This window comes from Flavobacterium sp., from assembly GCF_028689845.1.
Lineage (GTDB): Bacteria > Bacteroidota > Bacteroidia > Flavobacteriales > Flavobacteriaceae > Flavobacterium.
This window is the reverse complement of the sequence record NZ_JAQVCH010000004.1, coordinates 1-17,363: the sequence shown is the minus strand read 5'-3', so window position 1 is coordinate 17,363 and position 17,363 is coordinate 1. Positions and strand designations below refer to the sequence as shown.

Annotated in this window: 17 protein-coding genes and 1 tRNA gene; 9 read left to right on the top strand and 9 right to left on the bottom strand. The window is 33.0% G+C overall.

Features of this window, described 5'->3' with window-relative positions; translation table 11 throughout:
* Window positions 1-7: 7 nt before the first annotated feature.
* The 3 genes from PHR76_RS02650 to PHR76_RS02640 all read right to left on the bottom strand — a co-directional run bounded on the left by PHR76_RS02650 (window position 8) and on the right by PHR76_RS02640 (window position 2,746).
* Window positions 8-952, bottom strand: a complete 945-nt coding sequence (locus PHR76_RS02650; protein WP_300058242.1) for a phosphoribosylaminoimidazolesuccinocarboxamide synthase — start codon at window positions 950-952, stop codon at window positions 8-10.
* Between the two features lie 125 nt (window positions 953-1,077).
* Window positions 1,078-1,590 carry a hypothetical protein gene (locus PHR76_RS02645; RefSeq protein ID WP_300058239.1) on the bottom strand — a complete coding sequence of 171 codons (513 nt, stop codon included), beginning with the start codon at window positions 1,588-1,590 and terminating at the stop codon, window positions 1,078-1,080.
* A gap of 205 nt (window positions 1,591-1,795) precedes the next feature.
* Window positions 1,796-2,746: a PhoH family protein gene (locus PHR76_RS02640; protein ID WP_300058236.1), complete on the bottom strand. Its 951-nt coding sequence runs from the start codon at window positions 2,744-2,746 to the stop codon at window positions 1,796-1,798.
* Window positions 2,747-2,852: 106 nt separating this feature from the next.
* Between PHR76_RS02640 and PHR76_RS02635 the strand changes: the two genes are divergently transcribed.
* The 5 genes from PHR76_RS02635 to dnaN all read left to right on the top strand — a co-directional run bounded on the left by PHR76_RS02635 (window position 2,853) and on the right by dnaN (window position 7,604).
* Window positions 2,853-3,680, top strand: a complete 828-nt coding sequence (locus PHR76_RS02635; RefSeq protein ID WP_300058233.1) for an SAM-dependent chlorinase/fluorinase — start codon at window positions 2,853-2,855, stop codon at window positions 3,678-3,680.
* Window positions 3,681-3,686: 6 nt separating this feature from the next.
* Entirely contained in the window at window positions 3,687-3,983 is a 297-nt protein-coding gene (locus PHR76_RS02630; RefSeq protein ID WP_300058230.1) for an antibiotic biosynthesis monooxygenase family protein, read from the top strand.
* 42 nt (window positions 3,984-4,025) lie between these two features.
* The gene (gldF, locus tag PHR76_RS02625) at window positions 4,026-4,751 is read left to right on the top strand and encodes a gliding motility-associated ABC transporter permease subunit GldF (RefSeq protein ID WP_300058227.1); all 726 of its coding nucleotides are present in this window, start codon (window positions 4,026-4,028) and stop codon (window positions 4,749-4,751) included.
* Complete coding sequence (gene gldG / locus PHR76_RS02620) at window positions 4,751-6,412, top strand: gliding motility-associated ABC transporter substrate-binding protein GldG (RefSeq protein ID WP_300058225.1); 1,662 nt, start codon at window positions 4,751-4,753, stop codon at window positions 6,410-6,412. The genes gldF and gldG overlap by 1 nt, the downstream gene beginning before the upstream one ends.
* A gap of 73 nt (window positions 6,413-6,485) precedes the next feature.
* Complete coding sequence (gene dnaN, locus PHR76_RS02615) at window positions 6,486-7,604, top strand: DNA polymerase III subunit beta (protein WP_300058222.1); 1,119 nt, start codon at window positions 6,486-6,488, stop codon at window positions 7,602-7,604.
* A gap of 93 nt (window positions 7,605-7,697) precedes the next feature.
* Here dnaN and PHR76_RS02610 read toward each other — a convergent pair whose 3' ends face one another.
* Window positions 7,698-8,537, bottom strand: a complete 840-nt coding sequence (locus tag PHR76_RS02610; protein ID WP_300058220.1) for a universal stress protein — start codon at window positions 8,535-8,537, stop codon at window positions 7,698-7,700.
* A gap of 150 nt (window positions 8,538-8,687) precedes the next feature.
* Between PHR76_RS02610 and mnmE the strand changes: the two genes are divergently transcribed.
* Window positions 8,688-10,091 carry a tRNA uridine-5-carboxymethylaminomethyl(34) synthesis GTPase MnmE gene (gene mnmE, locus PHR76_RS02605; protein ID WP_300058218.1) on the top strand — a complete coding sequence of 468 codons (1,404 nt, stop codon included), beginning with the start codon at window positions 8,688-8,690 and terminating at the stop codon, window positions 10,089-10,091.
* 208 nt (window positions 10,092-10,299) lie between these two features.
* Here the strand turns inward: mnmE and PHR76_RS02600 are convergent, their stop codons facing one another.
* Both PHR76_RS02600 and PHR76_RS02595 read right to left on the bottom strand, forming a co-directional pair.
* Entirely contained in the window at window positions 10,300-11,592 is a 1,293-nt protein-coding gene (locus tag PHR76_RS02600) for a type II toxin-antitoxin system HipA family toxin (protein ID WP_300058216.1), read from the bottom strand.
* Window positions 11,592-11,936, bottom strand: coding sequence for a helix-turn-helix transcriptional regulator (locus PHR76_RS02595; RefSeq protein WP_300058214.1), 345 nt, complete (start codon window positions 11,934-11,936; stop codon window positions 11,592-11,594). The genes PHR76_RS02600 and PHR76_RS02595 overlap by 1 nt, the downstream gene beginning before the upstream one ends.
* 422 nt (window positions 11,937-12,358) lie before the next feature.
* Here PHR76_RS02595 and PHR76_RS02590 point away from each other — a divergent pair, with 422 nt between their 5' ends.
* From PHR76_RS02590 to PHR76_RS02580, 3 genes are all read left to right on the top strand, one after another.
* Window positions 12,359-13,492, top strand: a complete 1,134-nt coding sequence (locus PHR76_RS02590; protein ID WP_300058212.1) for a TlpA disulfide reductase family protein — start codon at window positions 12,359-12,361, stop codon at window positions 13,490-13,492.
* Between the two features lie 150 nt (window positions 13,493-13,642).
* Window positions 13,643-13,724: transfer RNA gene (locus PHR76_RS02585), tRNA-Tyr, on the top strand.
* 271 nt (window positions 13,725-13,995) lie between these two features.
* Complete coding sequence (locus PHR76_RS02580) at window positions 13,996-15,231, top strand: site-specific integrase (protein ID WP_300058210.1); 1,236 nt, start codon at window positions 13,996-13,998, stop codon at window positions 15,229-15,231.
* A gap of 89 nt (window positions 15,232-15,320) precedes the next feature.
* Here PHR76_RS02580 and PHR76_RS02575 read toward each other — a convergent pair whose 3' ends face one another.
* From PHR76_RS02575 to PHR76_RS02565, 3 genes are read right to left on the bottom strand one after another with little or no spacing between them, the layout of a single operon-like run.
* Window positions 15,321-16,265: a hypothetical protein gene (locus PHR76_RS02575; protein WP_300058207.1), complete on the bottom strand. Its 945-nt coding sequence runs from the start codon at window positions 16,263-16,265 to the stop codon at window positions 15,321-15,323.
* Window positions 16,266-16,291: 26 nt separating this feature from the next.
* Complete coding sequence (locus PHR76_RS02570; RefSeq protein WP_300058205.1) at window positions 16,292-16,762, bottom strand: hypothetical protein; 471 nt, start codon at window positions 16,760-16,762, stop codon at window positions 16,292-16,294.
* A 45-nt stretch (window positions 16,763-16,807) separates the two neighbouring features.
* On the bottom strand, window positions 16,808-17,242 hold the full coding sequence (locus tag PHR76_RS02565; protein WP_300058203.1) for a hypothetical protein: 435 nt from the start codon (window positions 17,240-17,242) through the stop codon (window positions 16,808-16,810).
* Between the last annotated feature and the right edge of the window lie 121 nt (window positions 17,243-17,363).

Here is a 17,363-nt window from a genome sequence, read left to right as displayed (position 1 = left end):
TTGACGATTATCTCAAATAATTCAAAACATTTTTCTCAATGCGTTCGTGAATATTTGAAATATCCGCTTTGATGAATTTTTCTCCTAAAATATTTTCAAATAATTCGATGTATCGCTCTGAAACCGTTTCAATATATTCCTCTGACATCGCTGGAATTTGCTGCCCTTCTTTTCCTTGAAATCCATTTTCAATTAACCATCGACGTACAAATTCTTTAGATAATTGTTTCTGCTCCTCTTTATTTTTTTGACGTTCTGCATACCCATCCGCATAAAAATAACGCGAGGAATCTGGTGTGTGAATTTCATCAATTAAAACAATTTCTCCTGATTTTGTTTTGCCGAATTCATATTTAGTATCTACTAAAATTAACCCTCGTGAAGCGGCAATTTCAGTTCCGCGTTGGAATAAAGCTCGTGTATATTTTTCTAAAACCAAATAATCTGCTTCAGAAACAATTCCGTTGGCTAAAATTGCTTCTCTAGCAATGTCTTCGTCGTGCGAGCCATTTTCTGCTTTGGTCGTGGGTGTAATGATCGGATTTAAAAACTTATCGTTTTCCTGTAAACCATCAGGCATTGGCACGCCACAAATCATTCGCTTTCCGCTGGCATATTCCCGTGCGGCATGACCTGACAAATAACCTCGAATAACCATTTCAACTTTAAAAGGCTCGCATAAATGCCCAATCGCTACGTTTGGATCTGGCGTAGCAATTAACCAATTCGGAACAATATCCGAAGTTAAATGCATGAATTTCGTGGCAATTTGATTTAAAATTTGACCTTTATAAGGAATCCCTTTGGGCATGACCACATCAAAAGCCGATAAGCGATCGGTAGCAATCATGACTAATAATTCGTCATTAATAGTATAAACTTCACGTACTTTTCCGCGGTAAACCGATTTTTGATTTGGAAAAGAAAAATCGGTTGTGGTGATTGTATTCATAGTGTGTTGTTGTGTTGAAGTGCAAAAGTAATTTGTTTCTTGATGCTATACAATATAAAATAAAAAAAGGAGAAATAATATTTCTCCTTTTTCAACAAAAACTAAACTAAACCACACTAAATTGATTAGTTAAACCGTATGTTATACGTTACGCCTAAACCTACAGATTGTAAATCTAAATCGTTCTCAGCAAATGTATTTTGATAAAAAGCATAAATATTCCAATCTCTGTTGTGGTAACCAATTTGAGGATTTACATACATTCCGCCTGCATTATCTTCTACATTTGTTAAAAAACCATAGCCTAAATCGACTCCGAAAAATAATCCCTGGGGTGTAAAATAATAACGGGCAAATCCGGCAACTGGAATTACACCAAAATCTTCAAAATCATCTTTTGCAAAAAAGTGCGTATACCCAGAGGCAATTCCGATTGCAAAATTGGGGTTAAATAAATACTGCCCTCTTAAATCGAGACCAAAATTAAAAGAGGCATAATCATTTGCATCGCCTACCGGCACACCAGCGGTTAAACCTGCCTTAAGCCAAGAATTGTCTGGCGTGATATCGATTTCTGTTTCTTGTGCGAAAATGGAACTAAATCCAATTAATCCGATAAATAAAAATAAATTTCTCATAATGATATTTTGTTTGGTATTACAAGTACAAATTTCGAGTAGAAGTACGAAAAATAAATTACATGATTTTAACCAATTGTTATAGAATTCGAACAACAGACAGCTATCTTATTGAAAATCAACTAAAAAAGCCAACTATTAAAAATAATTGGCTTTGCTATTACTAACTTAATTAGTAGGATGTTATTTTAATTCATCAAATAAATTAGTCTATATTCTCAATACTTTTGTAGGCATCAATCACCTTTTTCACTAATCGGTGTCTCACAATATCCTTATCGTCCAAGTAGATAATTCCAATTCCTTCTACGTCTTTAAGAATAAGAATGGCTTCTTTTAAACCAGAAATAGTTCTTCGTGGCAAATCTACTTGTCCAGGATCACCTGTAATGATGAATTTGGCATTTTTACCCATTCGGGTTAAAAACATTTTCATTTGAGAATGCGTTGTATTTTGAGCTTCATCCAAAATCACAAAAGCATGATCGAGTGTCCTCCCTCGCATAAAAGCCAACGGAGCAATTTGAATAATTCCTTTCAGAATATAATCTTCTAATGTTTGTGGCGGAAGCATATCGCGTAACGCATCATAAAGCGGTTGCATATACGGATCGAGCTTTTCCTTCATGTCGCCCGGTAAAAAACCTAAATTCTCTCCTGCTTCAACGGCGGGTCGGGTTAAAATAATGCGTTTGACTTGTTTTTCTTTTAAAGCTTTTACAGCCAAGGCAACACCCGTATAGGTTTTGCCCGTTCCGGCGGGGCCAATAGCAAAAACCATATCATTTTTATTGACCAATTCAACTAATTTGTGTTGATTGGGCGTCATGGGTTTAATCAGTTTTCCGCCTAAACCGTGCACCAAGATTTTATCATGGTCACTCATTTTTTGTTCTTCAGCCGAATTACTTTGAATTACTCGTTCAATTACATTGGTATCAATATTATTATAACGCGTAAAGTGTAACATAAGTCGGTTAAAGCGGTTTTCAAATTCATCTAGCTCTTCCTTCTCGCCATAAGCCTTCAAGGTGGTTCCCCGGGCTACAATTTTCAGCTTTGGATAATACTTTTTGATGGTTTCAAGATGTTTATCTTGTGCTCCCCAAAACTCTTTTGGGGCAATGTCGTGGAGTTCGATGATTCTTTCGTTCAAAAGCAATGGTTTTAGAATTAAAAAATAGTTTTTAATTAGTAGATTTGCATCACTCAAATTTAAACAAAAAAGTTCGTTGGTTCAACGAATAGTTATAAACAAAAAAATGTCAATAATTACGCTAACTACAGATTACGGATTGAAAGACCACTTTGTGGGTGCTTTGAAAGGAAAAATATTATCCGAGTTTCCAGATGCGAAAATCGTAGATATTTCTCATGACATTGACCCCTTTAACCTGGCCGAAACAAGTTATATTATGCAAGCCGCATACGATAGCTTTCCTAAAGGAACCGTTCATTTAATTGGGGTTGACGCAGAGCGAAGTGCTGATATTGACCATGTTGCAATGCTTTGGAATGATCATTTTTTCATTTGTGCAGATAATGGGATTTTGAGTATGCTTACCGAACGTTTGCTTCCCGAAAAAATTGTGGCCATCAATATTCATGACCGATTATCTGAAACGGCGACTGATTTAGATGTTTTTAAAACCGTGGCTTGTCATTTGGCAAAAGGAGGTTCGCTAAATGTGATTGGAAAAGAAATCTCAAGTTTAAAACCAACAAGCGATTTACAGCCGATTATTTCAAAAGATGCTCAATCTATTAAAGGAAATGTGATATATATAGACCATTTTGGCAATATTGTCGTAAACATTAGTAAAAAGCTTTTTTTAGAAATTAGTAAAGGACGAGAATATGAAATTGAGTTGAAACCAAAACCTTTAAAAACCATTTTACCAAATTTTCAAGCAGTGGCAATTTCTGATAAATTTCCTATAAAATATTATGAAGGAGAACGATTGGCCATTTTTAATGAAGCGGGATTTTTAGAAATAGCGTTGTTTAGAAGCAATCCGAAATCGATGGGAAGTGCTTCTTCCCTATTGGGAATTGGTTATCGTGATACGATTACGATTCATTTTAAATAAAAAAATATGTTTGTACGAATTGTCAAATTAAGCTTTCACCTTGAAAATATTCCTGCTTTTTTGGAAAATTTTGAATTGATGAAAGAAAAAATACGAAATGCTCCAGGAAACCGTTTGTTAGAATTGTATCAGGACAAACAAAATCCAGAATTATTTTTTACTTATAGCTATTGGGATACCGAAGCCGATTTAGAAAATTACCGAAATTCAGAACTATTCTATGAAGTTTGGCAATTTACTAAAAAGCTTTTTAATGACAAACCCGAAGCGTGGAGTGTTGATAAATTGGTCAGTTTAAAATAAAATTAACCGCTTTGTGCTACAAATTAAACGATAAAATAGTTAATGAAAGCAATACTTTTTAGAGAAATTAAATCCTTTTTTGGATCGCCCATCGGCTATTTGGTCATTGGCTTATTTTTACTGCTCAACGGCTTATTTTTATGGGTTTTTGAAGGTGATTTTAATATTTTAAACAGTGGTTACGCCGATTTAAATCCGTTTTTTACCTTGGCACCTTGGATTTTAATTTTTCTTATTCCGGCGGTAACGATGCGAAGTTTTTCTGACGAGAAAAAATTGGGCACCATTGAATTGCTTTTAACCAAACCCTTAAGCAGCTGGCAAATTGTAAATGGAAAGTTTTTAGGTTCTTTGTTTCTGATTATTATTGCTTTGTTGCCTACCTTACTCTATGTGCTTGTTATTTCTGATTACGGAAATCCTCCTGGAAATTTAGATGTTGGCAGTACGCTGGGCTCTTATTTTGGATTACTTTTCTTGGTTTCTTCTTATACAGCCATTGGAATTTTTACCTCCACCCTTTCCGAAAATCAAATTGTAGCTTTTTTAGTTGCCGTTTTTCTTTGTTTTCTTTTCTATTTTGGTTTTGAAGGCTTGGCTAGTTTTTCAGGCTCATGGGCCGATGTGGTAGCTGCTTTGGGAATGGATTATCACTTTAATAGCATTAGCCGCGGCATACTTGACACACGAGATGTTATTTATTTTGTGAGCATCACCCTCTTTTTTTTAGCAGCGACGGTATATCAACTTAATAACTTGAAAAACTAATGAAAGAGCAAACAAAAAAAAATAGTAAATCGCTGGGCTTCCTTTTTGTGTTTTTAGTTTTAGTAAACCTTGGTAGTCATTTTTATTTTAAGCGATTTGATTTAACACAAGATAAACGCTATACGTTATCGGAATCGACTATACAATTGATTCAAGGCATTAAAGAACCTGTTTTTATTGATGTATTTTTAGAGGGTGCCTTTCCTCCTGAATTTGAACGGTTAAAAACTGAAACCAAACAAATTTTAGAAGAGTTTCGGAGTTATAATTCCAATTTAATTTTTCAGTTTACCGATCCGCTTGAAGACGATAGTAAAGCAGAACAATATGCAAAAGAATTGAGTAATTTAGGTTTTGTTCCTACCAACATCAATAGCACTAAAAAAGGGAAGAAAGAATTGATTCAAATTTTTCCGTGGGCCATTGTAAACCAAGAGCAAAAATCGGTTCGTGTCTCACTTTTAGTAAATAATTTCGGGAATTCACCTTCGGATAATATCAATAAATCTGTTCAATTACTTGAATTTGCTTTCGCCGATGCCCTTACTAAAATTACCACCGGAAAACAGAAAAAAATTGCCATTTTAAAAGGAAATGGTGAAATGGCCGATAAGTACCAAGCCGATTTTCTGTTTCAATTGAAAGAATATTATCAATTAGGCGAATTTAATTTTGACTCGCTTCAAGCTAATCCACAAAAGATTTTAGAGAATTTAAAGCGTTTTGACGCTACGATAATTACCAAACCTACTGAAGCTTTTTCAGACAACGAAAAATATATTTTAGACCAATATGTAATGCACGGCGGCAAAACGTTGTGGCTCATGGATAAGGTCGTCATAGACATTGATTCCTTGCAAAATGAGCAGAATGTGGCTCTGGCTTTTCCAAGAGAATTGCAACTCGATGATTTGTTTTTTAAATATGGCGTTCGAATCAATTCTCATTTGGTACAAGATTTATTATCGACACCGATAACTGCTCAAGGACCACAAGGCGATGTACCCATCGATTGGTTGTATTCGCCCATTGTGAAATCGTTGGACAATCATCCCATCACAAAAAACGTCAATTTAGTTAAATTAGAATTTGCCAATACCATTGACACATTAAAAAACAACATAAAAAAAACGGTTTTATTACAAAGTTCACCGCAATCAAAAGCCCTTGGAAGCCCTTTAGAAGTCAATTTATACCAATTCATGGAGAATTTAGACGAGAGCAGTTTTAACAAAGGAAATCACATTTTAGGGGTGCTTTTAGAAGGTAAATTTACTTCAGGTTTTAAAAATCGGGTAAAACCTTTTTCATTCACAGGAATGGATGAAGGAAAAAATAATAAAATGATTGTGATTGCAGATGGCGACATCATCAATTATAATTATGTGAACAAAAAACCTTTGGATAACGGCATTGACCAATGGACGCAGCAAGTTTATGGCAATAAAGAATTTTTATTAAATGCCGTGAACTATCTTTTAGATGACAAAGGACTTATTAACATTCGAAACAAAGAGATTACCTTAGCTGTTTTAGACAAAGATAAAGTGAGTAAAGATTATACCTTAATTCAATTGATAACCGTTGGATTACCAATACTTATCCTACTTATATTTGGATTTATATTCCGTTTTATCCGAAAGAAAAAATATGCTCGTTAGATGTTAATAAAATACTTTTTTTGTTTGAATACTAACGTTTATATTTGTGGGATATAAAAAATAAAAAACCGAAATGAAATTTATAGTATCGAGTTCCTATTTATTAAAACAATTACAAGTCTTAGGAAGTGTGATTAGCAGCAGTAATTCGCTTGCCATCTTAGATAATTTTCTTTTTCAATTAGAACAAAATCGTTTAACGGTTTCTGCAACCGATTTAGAAACGACCATGTTGGCCACCTTAGAAATTGACAGTACAAGTGAAGGAAGTGTGGCTGTGCCTGCAAAATTGTTGTTAGAAATTCTTAAAACGTTTCCTGAACAACCCCTTACTTTTACAGTTGAAGAAAATAATACGATTGAAATTAGCTCAAATTCTGGAAAATATGCTTTGGCCTATGCGCCAGGTGATGAGTTTCCAAAAGCAGTTGTATTAGACGAATCATCAACCACCTTAGTTCCGGCAGAAGTATTAGCTTCAGCCATTAGCAAAACGATTTTTGCTGCTGGAAATGATGATTTACGTCCGGTAATGAGCGGTGTTTTCTTTCAATTTTCTACCGAAGGATTGATTTTTGTGGCCACCGATGCTCATAAATTAGTAAAATATTCGCGTACGGATGTGAAATCTTCGCAAGTCGCGGAATTCATCATGCCTAAAAAACCGCTTAACATTTTAAAAGGAATTTTAAGTATGTTAGACAGCGATGTTAAAATAGAATATAACGACAGCAATGCCAAATTCTCTTTTGACAATTATATGTTGGTTTGTCGCTTAATTGACGGAAAATATCCAAATTATGAAGCGGTTATTCCAAAAGAAAATCCAAATAAATTATTAATTAATCGAACGCAGTTTTTAAATTCTGTGCGTCGTGTAGCGATCTTCTCAAACAAAACAACCCATCAAATTCGTTTAAAAATAGCGGGAACAGAATTGAATATTTCTGCAGAAGATGTGGATTATTCCAACAAAGCAGAAGAACGGTTAACGTGTGATTACCAAGGTGATGATTTGCAGATTGGTTTTAACTCTCGTTTTTTAACTGAAATGTTAAACAACTTGCAGTCTGACGAAATTCAATTAGAAATGTCGTTGCCCAACCGAGCAGGAATTTTAACCCCTGTTGACGGTTTAGACGAAGGTGAAATTGTGACCATGTTGGTGATGCCAGTAATGTTAAATAATTAATCTTTTTATAAGCTTAAACGTTTAAGAATGTTTTACTCATAAAAAAACCGAAGTACTAGTTTACTTCGGTTTTTTCGTTTGGTTAAATTTGTTTTACACTGCATTTTCATGCAAAGCCAAAATTGGAACTTTAACATGGTAAGATAGTTTTTGAGTTAAACTTTGTTTAAATAATTCTTCAAAAAAACCTCTTTTATAGTTCAACATAGCTAACATATCAATATTATAAGAATCGACAAAATTCAAAATAGAATCTTTTACATTTTCACTTTCTACCGTATGAAAAATAACATTTGCATCTTTTAATAAAAACTTCCAATCTTCAATAACTACTGGATTTACATCTGATTTTTTAGTTTTGATATACAAACAATGGATTTTTGCTCCAAACAATTCCGCTAACGGAACTAATTGTTTAATCGCTTTTAAATCTTTTTCACGATAGCGAGTTGAAAACACAATATTGTGAATTCCTGTAAATTCAGAACTTTCTGGCACTCCAATCACAATTGCATCCACTTCGGTGATTACACTACCTGTATTAGAACCTAAAAAAGTTTCTTTTAAACCAGTAGCTCCTTTTGTTCCCATCACCACGTAATCAATATGCTCTTCTTTGACTACATTTTTAATAGTCCAAATAATATCGCCATGTTTTAACATATTCGTTAATTTGACATGACCTAACTGATATTTTTCAGCTATTTCTCGCAAGACTGGAATCTGACCTTTGAAATCATCAAAATTTTCTAATTCAATATTATCATACACTTCTTTAATCGTGTTCGGAAGTCGACCCACATTCAATTGGGGTAACTCATAAGCATGAAGCGTAATTACTTCAGCTTTAATTGCATCTGCCAATTTCAAGGCGTAAACAAAAGCATTTTTAGAGGCTTCTGAAAAATCTGTTGGAAAAAGTATACGTTTCATGAGTTCTGTTGTTTTACGTTATTATGGTTAGGTAAATTTAGTGAAAACTTTTCATTTAATAGAATGACAATTATCATATAAATTTCCACTTCAAGCAAAAAATGGGAGTTTGATTAATTATTGCTAATTTTGCAGTTCAAATTTCAAGTTATGATTCCAATAGAAACCATTGTTGCTTTAGCTTCTCCTTCTGGTGCAGGTGCGATTGCGGTCATTCGTCTTTCGGGTAAAAATGCCCTAATGATTGCCTCAACCGTGTTTCAATCGGTTTCAAATAAAGACTTAGCAGCCCAAAAAACACATACTATTCATTTAGGTTTTATCAAAGACGGTCCAAAAGTTATCGATCAAGTGTTGGTTTCGCTCTTTAAAAATCCGCATTCTTATACAGGCGAAGATGTCATAGAAATTTCATGTCATGGTTCGACTTTCATTCAGCAACAAATTATCCAATTATTGTTGCGAAACGGAGCAAAAATGGCTCAACCGGGCGAATTCACGCTTCGTGCTTTTTTAAACGGAAAGCTCGATTTGTCGCAAGCCGAAGCGGTGGCCGATTTAATTGCTTCCGATAATGAAGCAAGTCATCAAATTGCGATGCAGCAAATGCGTGGCGGGTTTAGCAACGAAATCTCGAAACTGCGAGAAGAATTACTCAATTTTGCTTCGTTAATTGAATTAGAATTAGACTTTGCGGAGGAAGATGTCGAATTTGCCGACCGAACACAGTTTGCTAATTTATTGAACCGTATTGAATTCGTCTTAAAAAGATTAATCGACAGTTTTGCCGTTGGAAATGTTATCAAAAATGGGATTCCGATTGTGATTGTAGGCGAACCCAATGTGGGAAAATCTACTTTATTGAATGCCTTATTAAACGAAGAACGAGCCATCGTTTCGGAGATTGCTGGCACAACGCGTGATACGATTGAAGACGAATTGGTTATAGGTGGAATTGGTTTTCGATTTATCGATACGGCTGGAATTAGAGAAACAAAAGATGTTGTGGAAAGTATTGGGATAAAAAAGACGTTTGAAAAGATTGAGCAAGCACAGGTTGTTTTATATTTAGTCGAAAGTCAAAAGTCAAAAGTCGAAAGTATGAAATCAGTTTTAATCGAAATTGAGAAGATTAAGAACAAGTTTCCGTTAAAACCGCTCGTTGTAATCATAAATAAAGTCGATTTGCTCACTGCGGACGACGTTACTTCTTTACGCCAACAACTTGAAACTTTAAACGTGAAACTTGAAACAATTTCTGCCAAAAACAAAACCGGTATCGACGAGCTCAAGTCTACCCTACTTTCGTTTGTAAACACGGGTGCGTTGAGAAATAACGAAACGATAGTCACCAATTCGCGGCATTACGACTCCTTGTTAAAAGCCTTAGAAGAAATTGCGAAAGTGAGATATGGACTAGAACAAAGCATTTCGTCTGATTTAATGGCCATTGATATTCGAGAAGCCTTATGCTATTTTGGTGAAATTACTGGCGAAGTAACCAACGATGAATTGTTAGGAAATATTTTTGCTAATTTCTGTATCGGCAAATAAATAGCCGAAACAAACTACATTAAAAACTAGTAATTTTCAATTGGTCTTGCTTATAGTAATTTACAAGAAACTAACTTTTATTTATTCTAAATGGGATGATTATTCTCGGAAAAAACAGACAAAATAGTAAAGAAAAAGTTGAAAACAACCTTCTTTAAAACAAAATAGCAATGAAAATGTAGTTTTTTATACTTCATCTGCAATAGTTTTATAAAATAAGATGTGAGTGCCCAATTGCTACTTTATGATGCTTCTCGACTTTGGCTTGTTCTGCATAGGTATACCAATCGACAACCGTTTCGCTAATCTGTTCAATAATACGATTTGCTTTCTTAATATTCATGCTTTTGGCCACTGCTAACAAGTCCTCTTTTGTAATGTTTTTTCTTTTTCCGTTAATGCTCAAATTATGCTGGCTTACCCATTCACTTTCTGGCCGGTAAGCAAAACAGATATCGTATGCGGGAGCTAATTCCCAAACTCCTCCTTGCTTAAGTCGAAACGCAAAATTTTTGGTATGGTCGTCACAATTACTAGCGATAACATTAAATACCATTCGTTTGAACATTTGTTCAGCTTGCGGATAAGGAACTCGCAACAAACGCATGGTCTGAAACACTTGTTCATAATTAAAACTCATAATTTGGTTAAAATCATAATGTTGCATCGCACACAATGTTTGTATATGGTGTTTTTGTGTACCACCTTCACGATCAAAACGCTTGGTCATGAAATGAGCTCTACCATTTTCTTCCATCAATTTACATTCCGTCATTTCAATGCCACAGGCAGTTGCCATAAGGTAATAGGCCATTTCTATTCTGCCATAACCTGTACTTTCACCAAACTGAATGTCACTTACGGTATCTAACTTAATCAACCAATGTTCAAAACCTTTTGGAGCTGTCGTTTGTCCTGATTTTACTTGACCCGTTTTTTCATTATACGTGATAATGGCTTTTGGACGTGCTCCACCCGCTGAAGTTCCTATTTTTAGAATGTCGAGCATGGCTTTTTGTTCGTCTTCACTTAAATTAGTTTGAAAATCTTCTCTTTTCAAAAGCATCTTTTGTGAAATGCTAATCAAGCTGTCTATTTCGATATCAAAAGCCCTTTTGCTAGGTTTTAATTGAGAAGGTTCAAATTCTATAGCTCCCATACCTCGTGTTCCTATAAAACACAATAGCTCTACAGGGTTCATGCTGTTTTCGGGACGACCATTTTGTGCCAACCAACTGTTGATTAATTGGTTTCCGTAATCATCGGGTAAAACATCGGCTAACAAACCGGGCAACCCTTTAAATGTTTTAAGGTCTCGCAATTCTGGAAACGAAAAAATACGCTTAGCACTGTTTGTGATGGGCATCTTTAAAGGAGCCAAATCTAATTTGGTACTTATAAACTTTGAATCATATTCAAAACTCGCAATACCAGTCGCTGCATTCCATGCAACAGCTCCAACTGTTTCTCCCCAAATTTTTACAAATGCTGTTGTAATCATTACCAGTCAGAATTTTTTGTGTTGTCGTGATCTTTTTTTCTAGCCCGTTGTCTTTTTTGCTGGTCTTGCTTTGCGAGTTCGAGCGGACTTATTTCATGCCGAATAGAAAATACGTCTAAGAGTTGCAAAATATCTAAAGCCCTCATAATCTGAATCAAGGATAGCATCGTAATGGCTTCTCCGTTTTCAATTTGACTAATGGTCCAACGGTTAACACCTGCTTCTTGTGCCAACTGCACTTGCGTTTTATTTTGTTTTAGTCGCTCATTTTTAATGAATGTTCCAATTTTAGTTACGATTGCTGTATCACTCATTGCAACCCACTCTAGGTTGGTATTTACCATTTTTATTAGTTTAAATGAATTTTATCGTTGATTTTTCCTAACAAATATAACGAAAAAAAATACTAAAAAAAAATATTACTGAAAACATGTTAGTAAATACCATCACAAATAGCATTAAATACACATTAAAATAGTATTTACTAACATTAAATTCCGATTACAACTGCTTAGACTTGAAAAAACTCCCACATATACGATAAAACAAAAAGATTGAGAAGGAAGGAACGAACTGAACCCTTTGCTTTTAATTTGCTAAAAAAAAACTATATATCTGTCTTAAGAATTTTCATTTTTTAAATTAAAATCAAAATTAGCAAGCTATTTTTAAGTTAGTGTATTTAGATAACCAAAAAATAAGTTAACATATACATATCAAAAAGGTTTTTTTAATACTTTTGCACTCGAAATATTAAATTTAAATCATGAAAAAATTAGTGGTATTGTTCGTTATGGCTTTAACTTTTATAAGTTGTAACCAATTAGGCGACAACGAATATGTAATTAAAGGATCTGTTGAAGGAATTGAAAACGGAAAAATGGCTGTTTTAGAAACACAAGATGAAACAGGAATGGGATTAAAAGCCATTGATTCTGCCGTGATTACAGATGGAAAATTCGAATTTAAAGGAACAACTACAGAACCGGAATTACGTTTTATCCAATTGCCAGAAGTACAAGGAAAAGCCGTTTTTATACTTGAAAATGGTGAAATCAATTTGAAAATTTATAAAGATAGTGTCAATAAATCAGAAGTAGGCGGAACGTTTAACAACGACGAGTTTGCAAAATATAACAAAGGTCAAAGTGCTATTCAAAAGAAAATTACTGACTTTAGAAATGTCAACATGCAAAAAATGCAAGAAGCAATGGGAGCGAATGATACCACAACGGTGAACACAATCCAAGCTGATTTTGTTAAATTGCAAGATGAATTAAACGCTTATAATGTGAAGTTTGCGGAAGATAATCCAAAAGCATTTATCAGTGTCTTAATGTTAGAAAACATGTTCTACCAACCCAATGTAGACATTGAAAAAATTAAAAAAGTGTACACAGGATTAGATAAAACTATCCAAGACACAAAACCAGGTAAAAAAATTGGAGAAATGGTTTCTAATTATGCTTCAGCCGATGTGGGCAAAGCTGCACCAGACTTCTCTGCTCCAAATCCAGAAGGAAAAACAATATCCTTAAAAGAATCATTAGGAAAAGTAACGATCATTGATTTTTGGGCTTCATGGTGTGCACCTTGTCGTCAAGAAAACCCGAATGTAGTGGCTTTATATAATGAATTTCATAACAAAGGTTTAAACATTATTGGTGTTTCTTTAGACAAAGAAGGTGATGCTGAAAAATGGAAAAAAGCCATTGCAGACGACCAATTATCGTGGCCTCAAATATCTAATTTAAAATATTGGAATGATCCTGTTGCTAAAAAATATAATGTACAATCTATTCCTGCTACATTTATCTTGGATGCGAATGGTGTGATTGTGGCCAAAGATTTACGTGGCGATGCATTAAAAGCTAAAATTCAAGAATTATTAGGTTCATAAGAACTCTAAAAAATAGAATTAGTTAAAAATCCCCTTTTTGGGGATTTTTTAGTTTATTCAGCATGAAGTACTTATATATTTTTTTAAAAATAGGTAAAAAAAGGTTTGTACAATGTAAAAACAATTTTATATTTGCAACCGCTAATGCAGGGGGAGATACTCAAGCGGCCAACGAGGGCGGACTGTAAATCCGCTGATTACATCTTCGCAGGTTCGAATCCTGCTCTCCCCACACTTTAAAAAACAAATAGTCTCAAAACCCTACAAATCTTAGTATTTATAGGGTTTTTGCTTTTTTGGTCACTTCAAATTATTCATTCAATCTTCAACTTAAAGGTGCAAAATCGAGACCCTATAAAATTTCAAATTTAGGGTCTCGCTAAATCACCTCAAGCACAGTAAATACAATGCATTAACCAGTTCAAACACTTGTTCAAATAATGTACATCTTGTTTGCAATTACTAATAAATTTAAATTGAATATTAATTAAAAGGTCACCACTATGAAAACAAAAATCACTTTGCATTTTTATGCAAAAAGCACAAAAATGAATAGTAACGGGAAGTCGCCTATTTATGTAAGACTAACCATTAATGGAAAACGACTAGAATTTAGTTCTAAAAAATTTGTAGAAAATACAAAATGGTCGCCAGAACAAGCAAAAATGAAAGGGAATACTGAGGAGGCTCGTTCAATAAATAGTTACCTTGATATGATGCGATCTAAAGTCATGGGAGCAGAACTTCAGCTTCTACATAAAAACGAGGATATTTCAATTGAAAACTTTCAAAGTTTATTGTTCAATGAAGATAAAAATGTTAGAATGTTAGTATCCGTTTTTCAAGACCATAATAAACACATGAAAGAGTTAGTTGGTAAAAAATATGCCAGCGGCACTTTACAAAGATTTGAGGTTACTCTAAACCATCTACAGAACTTTATTATGTGGAAATACAATCTCAATGATTACAGATTAGATAAATTAGATTTTGCATTTATAACCGACTTCGAATTCTACCTTAGAACAGTCAAAAATTGCTCAAACAATACAGCTGTAAAATACGTCCGTAACTTTAGAAAAATTATCAATGGCTGTCTAAATAATGATTGGATTGAAAAAAATCCTTTTAGTAAATACGAAGGAAAAGTATATGAAATTGATAAAGAATTTTTAACCGAAGAAGAGCTACAAAAAATATATTCCAAAAAATTAAACAATGCACGACTTGAGCAAGTGCGAGACATATTCATTTTTTGCTGTTTCACTGGTTTAGCCTATGTTGATGTTCAATTGCTTCGCAAAGATCACATTGGGATAGGAATCGATGGCAATAGATGGATTTTCAAGAACAGACAAAAAACGGATACAAAATCAAGAATTCCATTACTACCAGTAGCAGAAGAATTAATAGAAAAATATGCCGAACATCCAAAATGTATAAATGAAGATAGAATTTTACCTGTTCTAAGTAATCAAAAAATGAATAGTTATTTAAAAGAAATAGGAGACGTTTGCGGCATTCAAAAGGAAATAACTTTTCATATGGCTCGCCATACATTTGCAACTACTGTAACACTGACAAATGGCGTTCCAATAGAAAGTGTTAGCAAAATGCTTGGCCATAAAAATTTGAGAACTACGCAGCATTATGCTAAGGTTTTGGATAGAAAAGTAAGTGAGGATATGGCAATACTCAAAGAGAAATTGAGTATAAAAACTATTTCTAAAAGCTCTTGAGAATTTGTAAAATAAAGGAACTAAGAAAAAAAAAAATCAACAAATAAAATCTTAAAAAAAATTAAATCTAAAAATTAAAAAATCAGATTTTATCTCAAACCTACTATTCTGCCACCTACCCCTCTTTCAGAATTAAAAAAGATATCAGGTGTAACTATGGTGTCTGAAGAGAAATGAAATACAAATTTTATCTTAACAAAAGAAACTATTGGTTTTAAGTTTTGTATTTGAATTCTAAAAGGAGTTTTAGGATAAATATAGAGTGGATCTGTTAATTCAATAATTGTTTTTCCTTCATTATATAAATCACCAAAATTTATTTCTGCAGTAAACTTTGTTGTTACTTTTAAAAAACCTGTAGGTTTTGGATATACTCCAGCCAAACCTACGGGTAGTATTTTAGCTATTATATCTATAGAATTCAACAGAATAGTATTCTCAGAATTATTAATGAAGGAAATATCAAAAACAGGTAAAATATTATCATCAGGCGAATCATGAAAAATGTAAAGCCTTTCATTAGAGGGATCTTTTCGATATACATTTTTGTTCAGCACTTCAATTTTGGATAGTTCAATAAAATTATTTCGATAAGGATAATATCTATTTACAAGAAAAGAGAAAAGAAAAAGATGATTACTAATATAATCCCAACTCCAAAATTCAATTAATAAAGAACTATTATTTTTAAGCATAATCGTATTTAACTGATCCTGAATCAAAGTATCATTATCAATTGAAGTAGCTATAATAATTTTATAGGGTGGGTTATCAAAGAGTAGAATCGAATTTATGTCTTTTATAATTTCATTAATAAAATCAATTTTTGCCGATCTATTATTGAGATTTATATTCCTGAGTTTGCATTGTGCAACAATTTTCTTTTCGCTCGAAATAATATCTATACCATTTTGCTTTTGTCCTTTACGTCCATATAAAGTAAAACTCGTTGTATTATGCAAAGCATTTAATAAATCACAAATTATAGATTCAAAAGAATCAGGACTTTTAGGAGGTGGCAATTGATAAATCATTGAATTAAATAGTTTATTTTCTAATATTATCTTTGTTCTGCTATAGCAGTTTTCCAGAATGTAGCTATAGCATCCACAATAAATTCTGCGTCAACTTTTTTATTACCAATTGAAATTACAAATCCAAATTTAACAGGAAAGTCCATAGGAAAGGATGCATCATACTCTCTTTTAATTTTTGGTATTAGTCTAGAATTTGTATTGTGCTTTGCATGGTTACAAACCAATCTAATCAACCTGAGCTGATGATTTAGTTCGTGAGATATTAAATTTTCATCTAAATCAAAATTTATTCCTCTCATAATCAATATTTTTTTTCTAGCTAATTCCTTTAATTTATCATTTTCAACATCAGAATTTATAATCCATTCGGGTAATGCATTTAAAGTTAGCAAACAATCTAATAATTCATAAATATGACTGGTAGTAGTAAGTCTATTTTTGTCATATTCTAATTTATCGAGTAAATCATGAAAATTATTTAATTCGGGAAGCATAAGTAATTATTGTTTTAAAATTTTATTTTAAAATAACGGTCAAAATTAAAGTGAATTATTAAAATCAATCAAATACTCATAAAATTCAATTTTGTCCTGTTTTGTTTTTTTATAACCATTTTCAAACCCAACAATAAACTGATCTACAAACTTTAACCTGCAGAATTCTTCTAATTTATGTTCTTCATCATCCAGTTCAAAAAAATCACCATCGGTCAACATAACAAAATCATAACTATTTGTAAGTACTGTTTTTGAATTTGTATTTATTTTTTTTCCAAAAACCCAGTTTACAGTAATATAATTGTTGGTTAACCAACCTCCAAACTTTGGTGAATTAGAATTATTCCATGAAAAAATTTCAGAATTATAAAGATGATGATACTTATTGCTAAAGTTAAATACATTCATAATAGCTTTAACTCCAGCTTTCATTTCAAATCTCAAAACAAAATCTTCAACTTCTATATTTCCTTTCATTAATGTCCGATAAAAATTAAAATCGAACTTTTTTGTTTTTTATTTAACTGAAAATCAGTTGTTTGATTTTATTTTTTTGTCAATTTTCAAAATCAGGCATCAAAAAAATCTCAATTGCTCT